Below are 18,588 nucleotides of genomic sequence, written 5' to 3'. Positions count from 1 at the left end.
AAAATTTTATACTTTCTTATCTTTTAAAATAGAGCAAAGCACAATCAAAATGATTGTGCTCCTCACCCTTAATTATTCTTGTTCTGCGACTTTCACCAATTGCTTGCCAATGTTCTCACCTGTAAACAAGCCGATGAAAGCATCAGGGATCGACTCGAATCCTTCGCGAATTGTCTCCTGGTATTTTAATTCTCCACTCGCTATCGCTTTGCCTAATTCCTCATATGCTTCCTTAAAATGTTCTGTATAGTCACCGACTAAAAAGCCTTGCATTTTTGCTCTAGCTTTGATTAAATACGTCTGTACTCGTACACCAATGTCCCTTTCGCCCTCTTTCAAGTTATACGACGAAATAGCACCACAAACAGGTATACGAGCAAATGCATTCAGTAACGGCCATACCGCATCGCCTATTTCTCCACCTACATTTTCAAAATAAACATCGATACCATTTGGACAAGCTTGCTTCAATTGTTCATGCACATCGCCAAGCTTGTATTGGATTGCAAGGTCATAGCCCAGTGTTTCCGTAATATACGCTGCTTTTTCCTCAGAACCAACAATTCCTATTACACGTGCACCAGCTTTTTTAGCAAGTTGACCTGCTATTTGTCCAACAGCTCCTGCCGCTCCAGAAATAACTACCGTTTCTCCTTGTTTTGGCTCACCAATATGCATCATCCCGAAATACGCCGTCAATCCTGGCATTCCTAAAGGGCCAAGAGCAACACTAGGACGTAAACCAAATGTATTTACCTTACGTACTTGATCCGCATTCACTATATGATATTCTTGAAAATCTAGCATTCCCGTAACAATATCTCCTTGCTGGAATTGATCACTTTCTGAAGTAATCACTTGCCCGACAACTCCACCATTAAGAGGCTCGCCAATTTGAAATGGGGCAATATAGGATGGACCATCTGCCATTCTGCCACGCATATACGGGTCAACAGAAATATAAAGCGTTTTTAATAGTAATTGATCCTGCTTTGGACTCCCCACCTCCACTTCTTTCATGGCAAACGTGCTTGCATTTGGTAGCCCATTAGGTCGTTCATTAAAAATGAGTTGTTGTTGTTTCATTATTCTCCTCCTCAAAATAAAAGATTTATAGTAAACTCTTTTCATATCTAAGCAATAAAGATAATGGTATTAACTTAAAATCACCCTGTTAAAACATTACCCATTTTGATCTATGCTAACACGACGATTTCATTTCTACTACTAATATGAATGGATATTCATCATGCTATTTAATTTTAAGCTTCATATAATACCGCAAATACTTCCGATCGAAAGCGATCGTTCATATAGCTCATTCTTGAAACCGCGCGTTTGGACACTGCTCTTTTTGGTCTCTCAGGGATACTTTCACACTCACAAAAATCGTATATGAAATTTCAATAGCATCTCTTGATGACAATAAGCGATAACCAGAAAAAATAGTTGAAGTAGCGGAGACCTTCGTAATGCTTTCATATGCAATTCGACTTCTAAACGGTCCACCTTTGACAGATAGATAGTCTTGATAAAAGACGTATTTGATGGAAAGTACACACCAAAGAAAAAAACTTGTCACAACAAGGAATACGGATGTCAATAGCATAACTACTGGCAGCTCGGTTCCTCCTTCGAGAAATAGCGGAAAAAAGATACTATAGCAAAAATAATGACCACAATAAAAATGAATTTTAGAAAAACTTGGCTTGCCCGCCAAATCCCTTAGCGGAAGCCTTAGTTTTTCTTATACTATAATCCTTAAAATTTTATACTTTCCTATAGTGTAAAAAAAGAATGCATCTAATTTGGAACGAAAAACCATGTACACTTCACCTCCCTTATATTGCGTTTTTATCAACTTGTTTTAAACCCACGCGACATTTTCACACCAGCTTTGGAACATGATTCAAAGTTGTCTTGGCTGATTTCTTACAGTTAAATAATACGCTTTTAATTTATAAAAAAATTAAAACAATACCTTTGCATAGATTACGTTTCCAGTAGGTAAAAAGTTTCTTTTTCCTACTTTTCTAAAATTTGAAATAGATGAGTAGTCGAATACTACTATTATCTTTTTCAACACATTTCACCCGCTAATAGCTAGCGATTCAACTTCTTTGTAAATTAGCATGCTAAATAATTCATTCTTTAAAGTTTTGATGTGGAACCGATGAAAGGTGCTATATACATTTAAAACAATTAGTGTATTAAAAGTTAGTATCTATGTACAAAATATAGCGTGCAGAAAAGTAAAGAAATATCGTAAAAGGTAATTAAAAGGGAATGTTTGAAGAAAAGGTGATTTCCTCCAAACATTCCCTTGATCGTTTGTACTATAAGTAGCTTAACCTTGGCCGTATGTTCTTAATTGTCCATACGTACCAAATTTATCAACAACTTCAGCTAACTGTTCATGATTTAACAGAACTGGTTTCCCAATACTCCGCGCCCGATAGTACAGTTTCGCAATAAACTCGATGTCCTTCGCAACGGAAAAAGACGCTGGTAAATCCTCGCCAACTGCAATCACACCATGGTTACCAAGCAACAGTCCTTTATCATTGCCAATCGTTTGAAAAACTTCTTCCGCTAGCTCATACGTACCGAACGTTTTATATTCACAGCAGCGAACTTTATTGCCAACCGAACCAATAATATAATGGAGAGGCAAGATTTCTTCATGCAAGCATGCAAAAACAGTTGCATATTCCGAATGTGTATGCACAACGGAATTCACATGCTCTGTACGTTGATAAAAAATACGGTGCATATCATACTCGCTGGAAGGCTTACGATCTCCCTCCAATACATCTCCATCGAGATTCAATAATACAATATCTTCTTCCTTTATATCTGGATAAGGAATACCACTTGGTGAAATAAGCATCACTTGATCTTCTCTTATAAAGATACTTATATTACCGCCAGTACCTGTCGTTAAGTTCTCTTCTAATAATTTCTTGCCATAATCTACAATCTGTTTCCGTTCTTCAGCATATTTCATGTCTATTATCCTCACTCTTTAAATTTTTCTCACGTGACCACAAACAATTAGATTTTAGAAAGTAAAAAGCTTGTGATCTCGGTCACCAATCCTTTCCAAAAATAATCATGGTAAAAGATATGACACATTACATCCATAAGAATTAATAAAACCGGACTTGCTCCTCTTTGAAGTATGCATCCAAATCATTAGGAGCGTAAACGCCTTTATCTGTCACAATTCCGCTGATACGAGATGGGCTTGTGATATCAAAAGATGGGTAGATAGCTTGAACTCCAGCTAAGGTATTAGGAATTCCTCGATATTCTAATACTTGCTTCGGATCACGTTCTTCAATTACAATATCCGCTTTTGTTTGCTTATCGGTATCTGGAATCCCTGTCACATAATAAGGAACTTCATAATGCTGTCCGACGATAGCGATTTGATTGGTACCAATTTTATTCGCTATATGTCCATCCCTAGCAATGGAATCCGCAGCAGACGTAAACACATCAATCTGTTTGTATTCCATAGCATAAGCTACCATATTATCCGTAATTACTGTTGTTGGAAAGCCCAAATCAATGGCACAGCTAGACGTTAAACGAGCACCTTGCAAATATGGTCGAGTCTCCGCGCAAAAAATTTCTAAATCTTTATTTTCTGCTTTAGCAGCACGTAGGAAAGTTCCCACTATTGTCTCCCCAAAACACTGCGTCAGAATCTTTCCATTATGTGGCATTAATTTAATTAAGTGCTTGCCTACTTTATCCATAATGGAATAACGACGATTTAAAGAATCTACCGTGGAGAGAAAAATCGCTTCAACAGGATCTTCCCCCTTTGCTAGCGCAGCTTTCCCTACTTCTAAACAACTGCTCGTAATTTTCCCCATCCGATTTGCCGTAGTTGGGCGAGCATAAGCAATCGTATGAGCGGCTTTTTCCAAGTACGCTACTTGCTCCGCTTCTTTTTTACCGCATATTTCATACGCAGCTAATGCCATACCCATTCCAGCCGCTGTATAGGGACCAGCACTTTGTGTGACCATATCTGTAATAGCTTGGGCAACCTCTTGATGTGTCGTACATTCAACAAATCGAACCTCTGTCGGATAAATTCTCCGATCCAATATGCGCACTTTGCCATTCTCATACCAAGCTACATTTTCATAAGTTAATAAAAACGGTAAATCATAATCCGCTCGTTGCATCTTTAACATCCTCCTTATGCAGTTGTTAAGCCATTATTTGGTGACATCGACGAACTAGCTCTTCCCCTGTTGTGATCTCATTTCGTTGCATAATTAACTCCATTCCCATTTTAAGTAACGCACGTTCCATAGCAATACGTTCTTCACCTAGTGGCGCCTCGGATACTTCTTTTACTTTGGAATCACCGATAACACGACGTATGATTTCCGTTCCTGCATACCCTAAAGAATCAGCCATTACTTCACTTAGATAAGTCGTTTTAAAAGATGTATTCTTATAAAGCGGAAGCGTCACGCTTTCGTCATAAACAGTTGCCATTTTTTCCTTCAATTTATCATACACATCACAAATTGTGTTTGCTAACCATACTTGAAATTTTCCGTCTCCATTGTAATAGTGAGCTCTTGCCAATGGAAAGAATAAATTACCGATAACATTTCCAATATCGTAGCCCATCGGACCATAGAAAGCGAACTCTGGATCAATGACTTTAACCCCTGCTTGATTAATAAAAATGGAGCCTGAATGCAAATCTCCATGCACTAATGCTTGGGCTTGATTCATATACTTATTACGTAATGCGGCAACATGACCAATTAGCACATCATTTTGATAAATATGATCTTTTACGAACTGTTCATTCGCTTCAATAATAATATTTTGGTCTTTATAGTTATAATAAGGCTCCGTAAAGACAAGGTCTTCACTAATATCACACATATCTATATTGGTGAAGTTTTTAACAAGCTCTTTTTTCTCATGACGATCCCAACATAAATCCGTAGTAGGTAAAAGTACATTTGCTAAAAATGTACTAATGTCTTCGGCAAAGTTTGGGAAAATTTGTTCATTCATTAATTCATAGCGCAGATTTTTATAAGCAGAAATATCTTCCATTGTTAATGTGCTCATCGCTTCATTATAATTGTAAATTTCCGGAATAAATGCTGGTACAAGCTCATATTGTATTTTTAATATATCAGCTTCAATCTTATTCCTTGAAATATCAAGCGGACGACCAGATGATCGAAGTAGCACATCCGCCTGCTTCACAACGACACGCTTCCCTGATTTATTATCGACAACCTTAAACACATAATTGATATTACCATCACCAATTTCACTTACCTTCAGCTCTGCATCCATTGGAAATAGCTTTAATTCATCCGTCACAAACTGTTTCACGTCTTCATGCGCCATTAAAAAATGCTGTGTGAATTTGGACATCATACTTTCCTCCTGTAATTTAATTAAATCTGTAAGGACTTAACGTTTTCTTAAAAGATATTTATATTCAAGCTCTTTGCATGTTATTTTTTCTAACAAATGTTACTATTAGTATATAAGTTGTTCTTTTATAACTGAATATAAAAGGTTTCACGGAGAATACCGATCTTACCTTCCGCGTGTAAAATATTCAAGGTACGAAAGAATATTCATTTTTTGCTATCGTTCACGAGGAACTTCCCAAAACTGATGATAGACAAGTTGGGCAACTGTCTTCTAGAAGAAGCTCCTACGTATATCGATTGTTATATAATTCACATGATTAGTTAACCTTTACATCTTTCCCTTTTGGAAAGCCAATAGCAATAGATAGTAAACCGATCACTATCATTAGAATGGAGTACCAGTTATAAGGCATGATACTAACAGGTGATACTCCTGCCATGCCGCCAATTACTAATAATTGTCCTGCATATGGTAATAAACCATTGAATGCGGCAGAAAATATATCTAGTAAACTTGCCGTACGCGAACGAGAAATACCGAATTCATCGGAAATATCTTTCGCTAGCGGTCCTGCAGCGATGATGGAAATCGTATTATTGGTAGTTGAAATATCCATTAAACTAACAAGGGCTGCAATGGAAAGTTCCCCACCTCGTGCTGTTTTCGTCTTTCTAGTAAGCGTATGAAGTAGCCAATCAATTCCTCCAAGATATTTCATTAATGCAACAAGCCCACCGACTAAAATAGCAATAATAGCCATATCTTCCATGCCTCTCATACCATCATGGGCAATCTTCATAAACTCAATAATTGTAAAATCTCCATGGAATAAACCAATAAACATACCTGCAAATATCCCTGTAACCATTACTGTAATAACTTGAACACCAACTAATGACAAAACGATAACTAACACATATGGAATGATATTTATTATGTTGTAGTCATAAGATCCAGAGATAGAAACCGTATTAATCGGAACAAAAGCCAATAAGATCATATTAATAACTACTGCTGGTAAAACCATTAAAATATTTGCTCTAAATTTATCTTTCATAGATATTTCTTGTGTACGCGTTGCTGCAATGGTTGTGTCAGATATAAACGATAAATTATCACCAAACATAGCCGCACCAACAACAACACCACATACTAATGCTACATTACATCCTGTTTTATCAGCAATATCAATAGCTAATGGTGCCAAAGCCGCAACCGTCCCCATAGACGTTCCCATAGAGAAACTAAGTACACAACCAATAATAAACAAGCCTGGCAAAATTAAATTGGATGGTAGAACACTAAGACCTAAATTTGTTACGGAATCAACAGCATGCATTCCACTAGCTACACCATGAAATGCTCCTGCTAAAATAAAGATAACAACCATTAAGATCAATGTGTGGTCGCCACCACCTTTACAAAACATCGTCACTCGCTCTTCAAACTTTGTCGGATTGTCTTTATTCGACATCATTAATGCAACGCCTGAAGCAATTAATATACCAATCATCAATGGCATGTTTTCAAAGCTACCTGACACTAAACCTGTTAACATATATAAAGCCAAAAAGATAATTAACGGGACAAGCCCCATAAATCTCCCTTTATTGGAAGTTTTGTTTTTTTCTTCTGTTTTCTGCATTAGGATTTTTCTCCTTTTCTCTATGATAGTTAGAAAACAAAAACCCCCCCAAATCCTTACTCCTTTCTACTATATTCTTTATATGAAACTTTATGTATACGCTCCCAACGACTTAATAGTAATTGAGTTAAAACAGAATGTCAATACATTTCAAAGAAAATCACAATTATTTTGTTTTGATATTTTGGCTTTTGTTTGCAAAAAGTTTGCAATTACGTTCTGAAACATTTACTTTTCGGTTTTTTTATGATAAAGTGCAAGTAGCAAATCGTAAAGGAAAGATTGTTTTGATGAAATATGATCGATTACAAGAAATTTTAAAACAACTCAATAATACCGGCAGTGTAAAAGTGACGGATTTGAGCAAAATGTTAAATGTAACAGAAGAAACAATCCGCAAAGATTTAGCAACCTTAGAGAAGGAAAAGAAGTTAAAACGCGTGCGTGGTGGTGCTTATCAGCCCAAAACACTTGATAAAGAAGTGCCTGTTTTATTAAGAGAAACGATGTTAAAAGAAGAAAAGCAAAATATGGCTGGTAAATGCTTGCAATTCATTGAAGACGGAGAGTCTGTCGCTTTAGACAGCTCCACAACATCATTATCTATAGCAACACTTTTAAGTATGACAACATTAAAAATTACTGTTATATCTAATTCATTAGATATTGCCAACGTCTTAAAGGATCACAAGTCTATTAAACTAATTATTATTGGTGGTAACTTTAGGAATGTAACACATTCCTTTATTGGTGTAAATGCCCAAAATGTAATATCCCGATACTTAATTGATAAAGCGTTTATTAGTAGCTCTGGCATAAGCTTGCATATTGGTCCAACCGATTACAGCGAAGAAGAATCGCTGATTAGAAAACAATTCTTACAACAATCAGAGAAAAATTATTTGGTAGTGGACCATACAAAATTTGATTTTCGCACAATCCATTTAATTGATGACTTTTCGCACATCTCTACCATTATTACAGACCAAAAGCCATCGCCAGAGTGGATGCATTTCTTTCAAAATAATAATATACAGTTGATTTATTAATTTGATTGATTCCTTTATGAATATACGTTTCCCAACAAAACATATATTTTAAAAGGAGTTTAAGATAAATCATGCAAAATTTTAACTACTATAACCCAGCAAATATTTACTTCGGGAAAGGCGAAGAACGTCGTATTGGTGAGCTTATTGACACAGAAAGTCATTCTAAACGTGTTCTTGTACTCTATAGTGGCGACTATATTTTTGATTTAGGTATTTATGATACCATTGAAACAAAGCTTCATGCCAAAAATATAAAGATTTTCAAAAATGGAGATGTGGTTCCTAATCCTGAAATTAGCTTAATCCGCAAGTTGGTGACAATTGTAAAAGAGCAGGAAATTGATTTCATTTTAGCTGTCGGTGGCGGTAGCGTGATTGACACAGCAAAAGCTGTAGCCTTTGGTGCATTATACGACGGGGATGCCTGGGATTTCTTTATTGGTAAGGCTGAAGTAAAGCAAGCACTACCAATTGGCGTGATTTCTACTGTTGCCTCTTCTGGTTCAGAAATGTCGAATGCTACCATTGTTTCTAACGCAGAACACAAATTAGGTGTGGAAACAAACCTGATTATTCCCGCATTTTCGATTCTCAACCCAGAATTCACAGTAAAACTGCCAAGCTATCACACTGGCGTAGGTGTATCCGATATTTTAACACATCTTTTAGAACGTTACTTTACTAAAATAGAGCATGTACAATTAACTGATTTTCTTCTTGAAGGTGCAGTACAATCACTTTTAATTAGCGGGCAACAATTGATGGAACAACTAGAAGATTATGACTTAAGAGCAGAAGTCATGTGGACTGCCGTCATGGCGCATAACAATAGCTTAGAATTAGGACGTGAACCAGACTGGGCCTCACATCGTATGGAGCATGAGCTTAGCGGGCAATATGGCATCGTTCATGGAGAAGGAATGGCCATCGTATTTCCTGCTTGGATGGAATATGTAAGTCAGTTCCACCCAGATATTTTTGTTAAGTACGGCGTTCGCGTATTTAACATTGATCCGTTTGCTCACTCGAAGGAAGAAATCATTCAATTAAGTATCGAAAAGACACGTGATTTCTTCACCCGTATGGGCATGAAGTCACGCTTGAGTGAATTGGAAATTGACGATACACATTTTGAAGAAATGGCAAATCGTGCAACGAAAAATAACACCCAAGCCATTGGACACCTTAAGAAATTAAATGCTACAGATATGGTGGAAATATTGAAATTAGCTTTGTAATAATTACTTGTATAGAACCAATAAAAATCCCCAGAAGTTAGAATTGCTTCATCTAACTCCTGGGGGAACACTCTCCTCTAGTCTATCAAAAACAGCTGTCTTAATAAATCTATATTGACATCCCATTCGAACTTACGTAAATAATCCATCCAATGTATGCCTGTTATTTCTCCACTAATTACAATGGTTCCTAAGAAAATGCTTAAAATAATAAGAATAACTACATAACATATGATTGTTTCTTTCCACCCTGCTTTTTCTTGTGATGACTTCATTTTCTATTCTCCTTTCATGCTGTCATAATAATTATGAAACATGAAGAGAGAGATAATTGGAGTGGTACTTCATCCATTCCACCATTCGATGCGTATCTGTAGCATATAAACCCTTATCTGGAAAAAAATCCTCTAGGAAATATAATATGACATCTTCCTTAACAAAAGGAGCTTTTGTTAGAAACAGTGCATCCTTTGGCATCGGAACAGTAGGTGAAGTAACTTGTATCGCGTCGTCCTGAGACGCTTGTACAACAGACGTAATCGTTGTATCTTCTGCTATCAAATTAGGCATTTGATTGATTTTCTGTACAGCCTGACTCGATAGTAAACATGCGAATAACAGCAATAAGATGAACGATCGAAATAATCTGTGATGCAACTCACCCACCTCCTCTATTTAACTATACCTAAGTGAAAATAAAGTGCAAGCACTAGATGATCTTATTAATTATGAGTCAACAAATTTTGAAACTATTGTAATAGATTTTGAGTTTGTGTCAGATAATTCAACAGATGCAAATTAAATTAGTTCATTTTTTAAGCAAATGCAATGTTAGAAAAATGAACAACAATGTGAAATAGTGGTGTATCATCAAAAAAAGTGTCCATGTTACCATTATGTCGGATAATAAAAAAATTGGACTTAGTATTTATGAAAATCGTTTAATCCATTATAATAGTGGTTATTACGATGTAATAAATAAACCTATTGATATTGAATGGATTAAGCCCTTTTAATTAGCTACCAAAACCGCATGCTAGCTATTACCGCTTCTTCTAGTTTTATTCCTGCATAAACCTATTTAAGTTCTGTTTTAAATTTTAATAATATTTCTTTCTAAACCATAAGCAAATGAGCTTTATTTTAACAAGCAGAAATCCGTAATGAAAGGAAAAAGCACCCACAGATAGCAGGGCTACTTCTCCATTATTTCTTCGCTTTTTGCGCCCAATATGTTGCCAGTATGGGCCCGGATATGTTATGCCAAAAGCTAAAGATGGCGCTAGGAACTGCTGCAAGCGGACTAAAATGAGCAGCAGCTAATGCCGCACCCAAACCTGAATTTTGCATGCCAACTTCAATAGAAACAGCTTTTTGATCCGTGTATGTTAGTCTAAATAACTTCGCAATAAAGAAGCCAACTAAATAACCAAACCCATTATGTAATAGTACAACTGCAAATATGAGCAAGCCTGATTCGATGATCTTGTCTTTACTACCTGCAACAACAGCAGCAACAATTAAAACAATAGCAACTACAGAGACAAGGGGCATAATATCAACGGTTTTCTTTGCTTGTTCTTTTAAGAAAAGTTGGACAATTAATCCTAAAACAATAGGTAACAAGACAATCTTTACAACCGACATAAACATGCTTGATGCGGATACCTGTAACCACTCTTGCGCTAGAAAATAGATAATGGCAGGTGTTAACAAAGGCGCAAGCAATGTGGATACAGATGTGATAGCAACAGAAAGAGCTGTATTCCCTTTTGCTAAAAATGTCATGACATTAGAGGCTGTACCTCCGGGACAAGCTCCAACTAAAATAACTCCAATGGAAATTTCTGGTGGTAAGTTTAACCCTTTTGCTAAACCATAAGCAATAAGCGGCATGAACAAAAATTGTAAAACAACACCAATAGCTACACTTTTCGGTTGGCGAGCGACTTCCCGAAAATCATGCACCGATAATGTCATCCCCATCCCAAACATGATAATTCCCAACAAAATTGATATGTAATTACCAATCCATAAAAATTGCTCTGGCAACAAGAAAGCTATTACCGCCACCAACAATACCCAAATAGCAAATGTTTTTCCGATAAAGTGACTGAATTTGATAAATGCTTGCATCTTCCTACCTCCTATTCCAAATATTCTACCACAAAGTGAATATTTAATTTAGTAGGAATTTTACGTCGTCATCGCTAAAGCGGTAATTTCTAATTCCAGCTAAACCATTTGCCATGTCCATCTGTCTGGCCAATAATATGTATATGTTTCTCCCCTTTTATCACATAATCTAGATGAAGATTTGCATCCCATATATTGTTATACAAATGAAAAACGTCTCTATTTTCACCCACTTTTTGTATGCTTGTTAGCAATTGTTGCTTTACCTCTTGCAGCATTTGATTTGCTACATGCGTATGAAAAATGCATAAAGACGCATTATGAGATGCTTGCTTAGCAATTTCAGAAAGTAACACCACCCCATCTCCCTCAATTAACTTTACAGGACAGGCTTGCATCTGTTGCACAGCCTTTCTGAACAAACCTAATCTATGCTTATGTCCTGGCCCAATCAAAGCTTCTAACCAATTTACATTCTGAGGATTATTAACTTCACTCACATACAAATCAACGCCAACTCGCCATGCAACTGGTGGACTTTCTTTATACAGAACAGGCATTCCAGTCCTTTCATCTCTGATGTTATATGCACATAAGAATGAGGGGCACCAAAACGATCTGCTTTCTTGTTATATAAATTATAGTAACGCTCCCTCACCTTTTTCTTGTTGCATTCATTTTTTATCATACAATTTAATAAACGGAAGCTAAATTAGAAATGCTAATGAAATAGCCCCCTGTTCGGCAAACGCGTATGACTATTCTGCCTTTTCAGATCGATAACACAATCTCTTAATTAAAAGATGGCGTATTTATTGACCACAGTTGGAACTGTGGTCGTTTTTTATTATAGGAGTTTCACAGCATTTTCGTTATATCTTTAGTAAATGTGTTGTATTTATAGCGCCCCTACACTAACACAAAGTCATAAACGTGTTTCTTTGCTGGTCAAGACGCAACCATTGGCGGCTTCTACTCCTGTGACACGAACTCATTTTCATATCATTGGTCCCGAGATGAAACGTATGCCGATGAAAAAGTGGGTACTCCATTGAAAAGAATATCTGTAAATAGAATATCACCAAACGCATCTGACAGAACCTCTTAATATGTATAAAAAAGATTCCCCTCCGCATACATACCAATTGTTCGTTTGTAAATATAGCGTTAAATGATTGTAAAATATTCCGATTTCTATTGCAATGCTGACATGCACAATATATTATTTTCAGTGAACTAACAGTTAGTTTATCTTTTATTTCACTAAAACAAAATGGAGGAGTAACTATGCGAAAATTATTGCTCATGCTTGGAATAGTTTCAACCCTTATATTCATTACCGCTTGCAGTGAGGAAGGAAAAGAAGCAACTGAAGCAAAATCAGATAAGAAGTCGGAATTAGTCGTGTATACCAACCAAATTTCTGGTGATCGCGAGGAAGTAGCTAAAAGTTTAGTAGAAGAGCAAAATTTCGATTTTGAAGTTGTATTTGTGCAAGCTGGTGGAGGAGAAATGAAAGACAGACTTATCGCTGAAAAAAATAATCCACTCGCGGATGTTGTTTTGGGAGGCTCTCCATTAGAGCATTTAGCTTTAGCAGAAAATAATATATTAGCACCATTTACTCCTATTTGGGCAGAAGATATCGATTCCAGTTTAGTTGGACCAGAAAACAACTACTGGCCATGGGCCATCGATACCGTTCACTATACGTACAATAAAGATTTAGTTGGTGGGAATAATCAACCACCAGTACCGCAAGATTGGCCTGATTTAACAAAACCTGAATATAAAGATCAATACTATATTTTCGAACCCTCTGGAACGACAGGTGCTGTTCTGTTCGCTTCCATGCTTGTAAGATATCAGGACGATAATGGTGAGCATGGCGTATCAGAAGAAGGATGGAAATTAGTAAAAGATATTTATGCAAATGCCGTAAATCCAACTCCGCAAGATTGGCAAGAAGCACTGAAGGAAGACGTAACGGGAGGATTCATTTGGGGAGGCGGCGTGATTTCCGTTGCTCGTGACAAGAATATCGAACTAGATATTATGGAACCTTCTGTAGGTACACCGTTTTTACCTGCTCTTGTAGGAAAGATTCATACTGGTAACGAGGAGAAAATGGAAAACGCAGAAGAATTTATTAACTGGTGGGGTTCTACCGACGTCCAAGCAACTTGGGGAGAAAAAACTGGACAAGCCCCAGCAAATAAAGAAGCACTAGAGAAAATTGGTGGAGAGATACAAGCATTGCTTGATCGTTTAGAAGCACAAGAACTTGACTGGAATTATATCTATGAGCATATGGATGCATGGCGTGAAAAAATGGCACTTGAATATGCACAGTAAACTAACATGAAAGTAATGAAGGGGGATATTCTTCCATCCCCCACTATTGGTTAGCATGACAGAATTATGATCTAAAAGCCTTTAACCAAAATTAAGTTACCTTCTATGTTCCAGCAATTTTGCAATCTGCATATACGACAACTTATATTCGCAATAATGAATGACAGGTTGTCTGATAATAAACACCTGTCATTCCACCAATGGGGGATTATGAATGATTGAATTACAAGATATTGAAATTGCCTATGATGATTTTATTGCCATGAATGAACTTAACATCACGATCAATGAAGGCGAATTTTTTACGCTGTTAGGTCCTTCTGGATGTGGAAAAACAAGTTTACTTCGAACCATTACAGGGTTTGTTTCTCCGTCTAAAGGACGAATTATTATTGATGGAAAAGATGTGACGGAGGAATCCGTAGAAAAAAGAGGCGTTGGCATCGTTTTTCAATCATACGCGATTTTTCCAACGATGAATGTATTTGAAAATATTGCCTTCGGGTTACGAGTGAAACGATTATCAAAAAAAGCAATAAAAGAGAAAGTATTGGAAATTGCTCGGATGGTTGATTTAAACGAGGAGCATTTACAGCGAAACGCCTCCGAACTATCTGGCGGACAGCAACAGCGGGTTGCCATTGCCCGTGCATTAGTGCTTCAACCAAAAATCCTATGCTTAGATGAACCCCTCTCCAATTTGGATGCAAAACTACGAAACCAATTGAGAGTAGAGTTAAAAAGACTGCAAAAGCAATTTGGGATTACAACCGTCTATGTCACACATGACCAGGAAGAAGCATTAACAATGTCTGATAAAATTGCTGTCTTCAACAATGGAAAACTGGAACAACTGGGCACGCCAAACGATGTATTTAACAACCCAACATCGGAATTTGTAGCAACATTTATAGGTGATAGCAACGTCTTAGAAACAAAAGAACTGGCTACTTTTTTAAACGCTAAGAACCTTTCTCGTCCAAGCGGGAAAAGCTACCTTCGTCTAAATCATGTACACACAAAGCCTATCAAAGAAGCGATAGAACTGGATGCTGTCGTAACAAACGTGGAATATTTTGGGATTTATAGCAAATATACGTTCAAAACCGTTTTTGGACTGACACTTCGCAATGTCGAGGTAGACCTTTCTAACCAAATGAATATTGGCGATAACGTAACATTGTATCTAAAGCAAAGTGATTTCATCCATTTGTAGGGAGGCGATGAAAGACATGAAACAACTTATAAACGTAAAACAATGGAAGAAAAATAGTATGCGTCTACTAATCGGCGCCTTTCTACTATGGTTTGTCATTGCCTTTCTCATATATCCAAACTTCAACATCATTCTAGCAAGTTTTCGAACAGAATCAGGATTTTCCTTTGCTATTGTTCGTAAGCTATTCGAGTCGCCCATTGCCATGGATGGGTTAAAAAACAGCTTCATCTTAGCTATATCCTTAGCAATTACCACGAATATTGTTGGGGTCTTTATTGTACTTGTTTCCGAGTACTTTGAAATAAGAGGAGCTAAACTATTAAAAATTGGATATATGACAACATTTATTTATGGCGGAATCATATTGGTTTCAGGCTACTCGATGATTTACGGCGAAAACGGGATTGTGACAAAGACACTTGCTTCGTTTTTCCCTAATTTTAATGTGCAATGGTTTGGAGGGTTTTGGGCTGTTCTGTTTGTAATGACAGTATCTACGACAACCTCACATATGATGTTCTTAGGAAATGCGATTAAATCCATTGACAACTACACGATTGAAGCTGCTAAAAACATGGGTGCTTCGTCATTTTACATTATAAGAAGAATTGTTTTACCTGTCGTGTTGCCTACCATTTTTGCCATTACTATTTTGCAATTCTTGGGCGGGCTAAGTGCATTTGCTGCTCCCTTAATTATTGGCGGAAAAGACTTTCAAACCATTGCCCCATTAATTTTAGAATTAAATAAAATCCCTGGGTCACAAGGGTTGGCACTTATGCTTTCGTTAGTACTCGGACTGACAACGATTTTGCTATTAATCTTATTCACGAAACTCGAAAAAGGTGGAACTTTTTTCTCTATATCAAAAACAAAAGCAGTATATGTCAAACAGAAGATTAATCATAAAGCACTTCATATCTTTGTTCATGCTATAGCTTACCTACTGTTTATCATTTATGTCATGCCAGTGGTTTTAATCATTGCATTCTCTTTTACCAATTCTGCTGCCATTCATGAAGTAAAATTAAGCTTTTCCGCATTTACTCTAGATAACTATCAAACAGTATTTCATGATATAGAAAAGATTACCCCGTTTTTTAATAGTGCTAATTTTTCTATCCAAGCAGCAATTGCAGTTACAATAATTGTTTTGTTAGGTGTAGGCATAAGAAGAAAGCATGACAATTTTTTTACCCAGTTTATTGAATATGCATTTTTAATACCATGGATGCTACCATCTACGTTAATCGCAATTGGATTTTTAACCACTTATGATGAGCCGAAATTAATTATTGGAAACAAGGTGTTAATCGGTACAACCGAAATATTAGTGCTAGCGTATATCATTATTCTCATTCCGATTACTTCCAGACTATTACGAGCTTCCTATCAATCTGTGGATCAGGATTATGAGCTGGCTGCAAAATCGCTCGGTGCGAGTTCATTTTACACGTTTCGTCGAATCGTCTTACCTATGCTCCTGCCAACGGTTCTCGCATTAATTGTCTTAAATTTCAACTCACTACTATCGGACTATAACATCGCAGCATTTTTATCGCATCCTTTAAAGGAGCCGCTCGGTTTATTGATTCGCAGATATACATCTGTGGAAGCGACTGGCGATACACAAGCATTAATCTATGTCTTCTCGACAATTTTGATGGCGATTGCCGCCATCACCGTTTCGATCGTTTATGGCTGGTTATTAAAAGAAAAGAAGAAATAAGGGAGGATGTACAAAATGAAATACACCACTATCTTAAACAATCTATTGGAAAAAAATGATTGCTTAATTGCTTGTCACCAAGGGTCGGCAGGAGGGAATATTTCCTACAACACATATCGGTCCATGCTGAATGCCATTCGTCAAGGTGCTCATATTGTAGAATTTGATATTAGTCGATCAAAAGACGGTATCTTTTATATTTTTCACGAGCATGAAGAGCCCATTCGCTTGAATCAACAAGAAAAATTTCGCGAATTTACCTCTGATGCATTAAGTCGTATGCCTTTACTGAATATGAATATGCAAGCTGTCGATTCCCCACCAACAGTGAAACAATTTATGGCAGCTATGAAAAAGCATCCCCATACATTATTACATGTTGATCATGCCAAGAAATGGGGAAAAGAGCTTTTGGAACATTTCGATCAATTTGAAGATCAACGAGAATCTATTATAATTAAAACAGATGTTGAAGCAACCGATTATTTGGAAGTATTAGCACAGCATGAGGTGAAATATATGACGTTGCCAAAGGTCTGGAGTGAAACTGACTTTAAAACCATTATGTCGTATCGTAATCACATTAATATCATTGGATTTGAAATGATCTTTGATGATCCGCAAGCAACTTATGTATCAAAGGAAACTTTACATACACTTCGAGAAATGGGCTACCACACCATGATTAACGCCATTGTTCTTTGGAATGATCGCCTATCACTTTGCGGTGGATTTGACGATGATATCTCCTTATTGGAAGACCCAGATTTGGGGTGGGGAAAGCTGCTAGAGATGGGTTTTGATATTATTCAAACAGATTGGCCACTACCATTAAAAGTATATCTTGAACAAAAAGGAGTTAATCTCGTCTATGAGCCTTGAACCTACATCGCCACGATATGAATTTGCAATCAACTTAATCGACTCTTGCAAACTTCTATTAGAGCAACATTCCATTGAAAATATAGAAGAAAAAGATCACGATAAAGATTTAGTTACCAATCTAGATAAAGTACTTAATACGCATATTATTCGTGAAATTAGCAACAGATTTAATGATAGCATTGTCGGTGAGGAAGAATCAAAATCAGGAAACAAACAAAATAGCTGGTACATTGATCCTATTGATGGAACGACAAACTTCATTTATCGTCATCGTGAATTTGCTATATCCATCGCCTTCGAAGGAAATGAAGAAAAATTTGGACTCGTTTTTGATGTAAAGGAAGACACACTATATCACGCTCATACCAACTTGGGAGCTTTTATTAATACCCGACCAAAAACAGCAGCATATGGAATTATCCATATTAACCCCAGCTACCTAAAGGAAGCAAAATATGAAGCATTTGCCAATCGCTTTAAAGGTGTTCGTTACCTAGAAGTTTGTGCTATCGAAATCATTCGAGTAGCAATTGGAGAAGCGAGCTGCTTTTATAGAAGAGATCAACAAGCATGGGATTATAAAGCCGCGGTTATCTTCGCAGAAATGGTCGGCTTACTTGTAGAGGTGACAGAAAATCAAACCGTTCTAGTAGGTACAAAATGGAACGAGGTTCTTGAAGAAATCAACAAACACGAAAGGAAAAGTGTTTCGGGGGATTTATAAAAAATAACGAGCATAAACCTTGCTCACTAAGACTATTACAGCGCTTCTTATCAACACGAAATGAATAAAGAGCTTAGAAAAACTTGGCTTCTCGTCAAGCTCTCATGGAGAACTTTTCATGGATATTTAATAAAACCTATTGGAACGAAATGATCATGTAAGGTGCTGG

17 protein-coding genes are annotated in these 18,588 nt (G+C 36.8%); 7 read left to right on the top strand and 10 right to left on the bottom strand.

Features of this window, described 5'->3' with window-relative positions:
* Positions 1–72: 72 nt before the first annotated feature.
* From HLX49_RS03385 to HLX49_RS03360, 6 genes are all read right to left on the bottom strand, one after another.
* On the bottom strand, positions 73–1,086 hold the full coding sequence (locus HLX49_RS03385; RefSeq protein WP_077706626.1) for an NADP-dependent oxidoreductase: 1,014 nt from the start codon (positions 1,084–1,086) through the stop codon (positions 73–75).
* 232 nt (positions 1,087–1,318) lie between these two features.
* Positions 1,319–1,609 carry a PH domain-containing protein gene (locus HLX49_RS03380; RefSeq protein ID WP_077706627.1) on the bottom strand — a complete coding sequence of 97 codons (291 nt, stop codon included), beginning with the start codon at positions 1,607–1,609 and terminating at the stop codon, positions 1,319–1,321.
* Between the two features lie 738 nt (positions 1,610–2,347).
* Positions 2,348–3,007 (bottom strand): L-fuculose-phosphate aldolase, encoded by a 660-nt coding sequence (locus HLX49_RS03375; RefSeq protein ID WP_296360808.1) that lies wholly within the window; start codon positions 3,005–3,007, stop codon positions 2,348–2,350.
* Positions 3,008–3,149: 142 nt separating this feature from the next.
* Entirely contained in the window at positions 3,150–4,202 is a 1,053-nt protein-coding gene (locus HLX49_RS03370; protein WP_101932971.1) for an S-methyl-5-thioribose-1-phosphate isomerase, read from the bottom strand.
* 25 nt (positions 4,203–4,227) lie between these two features.
* A complete protein-coding gene (mtnK, locus tag HLX49_RS03365; RefSeq protein WP_296360807.1) occupies positions 4,228–5,433 on the bottom strand; it encodes an S-methyl-5-thioribose kinase in 1,206 nt (401 codons plus the stop codon).
* 319 nt (positions 5,434–5,752) lie between these two features.
* Positions 5,753–7,081, bottom strand: coding sequence for a Na+/H+ antiporter NhaC family protein (locus HLX49_RS03360; RefSeq protein ID WP_077706631.1), 1,329 nt, complete (start codon positions 7,079–7,081; stop codon positions 5,753–5,755).
* A 191-nt stretch (positions 7,082–7,272) separates the two neighbouring features.
* Here HLX49_RS03360 and HLX49_RS03355 point away from each other — a divergent pair, with 191 nt between their 5' ends.
* Both HLX49_RS03355 and HLX49_RS03350 read left to right on the top strand, forming a co-directional pair.
* A complete protein-coding gene (locus tag HLX49_RS03355; RefSeq protein WP_176087378.1) occupies positions 7,273–8,130 on the top strand; it encodes a DeoR/GlpR family DNA-binding transcription regulator in 858 nt (285 codons plus the stop codon).
* 71 nt (positions 8,131–8,201) lie between these two features.
* Positions 8,202–9,371 carry an iron-containing alcohol dehydrogenase gene (locus tag HLX49_RS03350; protein WP_077706633.1) on the top strand — a complete coding sequence of 390 codons (1,170 nt, stop codon included), beginning with the start codon at positions 8,202–8,204 and terminating at the stop codon, positions 9,369–9,371.
* Positions 9,372–9,448: 77 nt separating this feature from the next.
* Here HLX49_RS03350 and HLX49_RS03345 read toward each other — a convergent pair whose 3' ends face one another.
* The 4 genes from HLX49_RS03345 to HLX49_RS03330 all read right to left on the bottom strand — a co-directional run bounded on the left by HLX49_RS03345 (position 9,449) and on the right by HLX49_RS03330 (position 12,088).
* Positions 9,449–9,646 (bottom strand): hypothetical protein, encoded by a 198-nt coding sequence (locus HLX49_RS03345; RefSeq protein ID WP_296360806.1) that lies wholly within the window; start codon positions 9,644–9,646, stop codon positions 9,449–9,451.
* 31 nt (positions 9,647–9,677) lie between these two features.
* The gene (locus HLX49_RS03340; protein ID WP_077706635.1) at positions 9,678–10,028 is read right to left on the bottom strand and encodes a hypothetical protein; all 351 of its coding nucleotides are present in this window, start codon (positions 10,026–10,028) and stop codon (positions 9,678–9,680) included.
* 549 nt (positions 10,029–10,577) lie between these two features.
* Entirely contained in the window at positions 10,578–11,507 is a 930-nt protein-coding gene (locus HLX49_RS03335; protein ID WP_296360805.1) for a bile acid:sodium symporter family protein, read from the bottom strand.
* An 89-nt stretch (positions 11,508–11,596) separates the two neighbouring features.
* The gene (locus HLX49_RS03330; RefSeq protein WP_296360811.1) at positions 11,597–12,088 is read right to left on the bottom strand and encodes a DUF2332 family protein; all 492 of its coding nucleotides are present in this window, start codon (positions 12,086–12,088) and stop codon (positions 11,597–11,599) included.
* A gap of 706 nt (positions 12,089–12,794) precedes the next feature.
* Here HLX49_RS03330 and HLX49_RS03325 point away from each other — a divergent pair.
* The 5 genes from HLX49_RS03325 (at position 12,795) to HLX49_RS03305 (ending at position 18,419) form a co-directional block, all read left to right on the top strand.
* Complete coding sequence (locus tag HLX49_RS03325) at positions 12,795–13,862, top strand: extracellular solute-binding protein (RefSeq protein ID WP_296360804.1); 1,068 nt, start codon at positions 12,795–12,797, stop codon at positions 13,860–13,862.
* A gap of 214 nt (positions 13,863–14,076) precedes the next feature.
* Positions 14,077–15,078: an ABC transporter ATP-binding protein gene (locus tag HLX49_RS03320; protein WP_296360803.1), complete on the top strand. Its 1,002-nt coding sequence runs from the start codon at positions 14,077–14,079 to the stop codon at positions 15,076–15,078.
* Positions 15,079–15,094: 16 nt separating this feature from the next.
* Positions 15,095–16,810: an ABC transporter permease gene (locus HLX49_RS03315; RefSeq protein ID WP_101932978.1), complete on the top strand. Its 1,716-nt coding sequence runs from the start codon at positions 15,095–15,097 to the stop codon at positions 16,808–16,810.
* Between the two features lie 15 nt (positions 16,811–16,825).
* On the top strand, positions 16,826–17,692 hold the full coding sequence (locus tag HLX49_RS03310) for a glycerophosphodiester phosphodiesterase family protein (RefSeq protein WP_296360802.1): 867 nt from the start codon (positions 16,826–16,828) through the stop codon (positions 17,690–17,692).
* Positions 17,682–18,419, top strand: a complete 738-nt coding sequence (locus HLX49_RS03305) for an inositol monophosphatase family protein (protein WP_296360801.1) — start codon at positions 17,682–17,684, stop codon at positions 18,417–18,419. The genes HLX49_RS03310 and HLX49_RS03305 overlap by 11 nt, the downstream gene beginning before the upstream one ends.
* Positions 18,420–18,588: the final 169 nt, after the last annotated feature.

Origin of the sequence: Virgibacillus sp. (assembly GCF_013393565.1) — a bacterium.
GTDB classification, from domain to species: Bacteria; Bacillota; Bacilli; order Bacillales; family Amphibacillaceae; genus Virgibacillus; species Virgibacillus dokdonensis.
Note: the sequence above shows the minus strand (reverse complement) of the source record. Positions and strands in the feature narration are given on the sequence as shown.

Coding starts and splice junctions, on each gene's coding strand:
- HLX49_RS03385 (WP_077706626.1), bottom strand. CDS start 1,086: ATGAAACAACAACAACTCATTTTTAATGAACGACCTAATGGGCTACCA.
- HLX49_RS03380 (WP_077706627.1), bottom strand. CDS start 1,609: ATGCTATTGACATCCGTATTCCTTGTTGTGACAAGTTTTTTTCTTTGG.
- HLX49_RS03375 (WP_296360808.1), bottom strand. CDS start 3,007: ATGAAATATGCTGAAGAACGGAAACAGATTGTAGATTATGGCAAGAAA.
- HLX49_RS03370 (WP_101932971.1), bottom strand. CDS start 4,202: ATGCAACGAGCGGATTATGATTTACCGTTTTTATTAACTTATGAAAAT.
- mtnK (WP_296360807.1), bottom strand. CDS start 5,433: ATGATGTCCAAATTCACACAGCATTTTTTAATGGCGCATGAAGACGTG.
- HLX49_RS03360 (WP_077706631.1), bottom strand. CDS start 7,081: ATGCAGAAAACAGAAGAAAAAAACAAAACTTCCAATAAAGGGAGATTT.
- HLX49_RS03350 (WP_077706633.1), top strand. CDS start 8,202: ATGCAAAATTTTAACTACTATAACCCAGCAAATATTTACTTCGGGAAA.
- HLX49_RS03345 (WP_296360806.1), bottom strand. CDS start 9,646: ATGAAGTCATCACAAGAAAAAGCAGGGTGGAAAGAAACAATCATATGT.
- HLX49_RS03335 (WP_296360805.1), bottom strand. CDS start 11,507: ATGCAAGCATTTATCAAATTCAGTCACTTTATCGGAAAAACATTTGCT.
- HLX49_RS03325 (WP_296360804.1), top strand. CDS start 12,795: ATGCGAAAATTATTGCTCATGCTTGGAATAGTTTCAACCCTTATATTC.
- HLX49_RS03320 (WP_296360803.1), top strand. CDS start 14,077: ATGATTGAATTACAAGATATTGAAATTGCCTATGATGATTTTATTGCC.
- HLX49_RS03315 (WP_101932978.1), top strand. CDS start 15,095: ATGAAACAACTTATAAACGTAAAACAATGGAAGAAAAATAGTATGCGT.
- HLX49_RS03310 (WP_296360802.1), top strand. CDS start 16,826: ATGAAATACACCACTATCTTAAACAATCTATTGGAAAAAAATGATTGC.
- HLX49_RS03305 (WP_296360801.1), top strand. CDS start 17,682: ATGAGCCTTGAACCTACATCGCCACGATATGAATTTGCAATCAACTTA.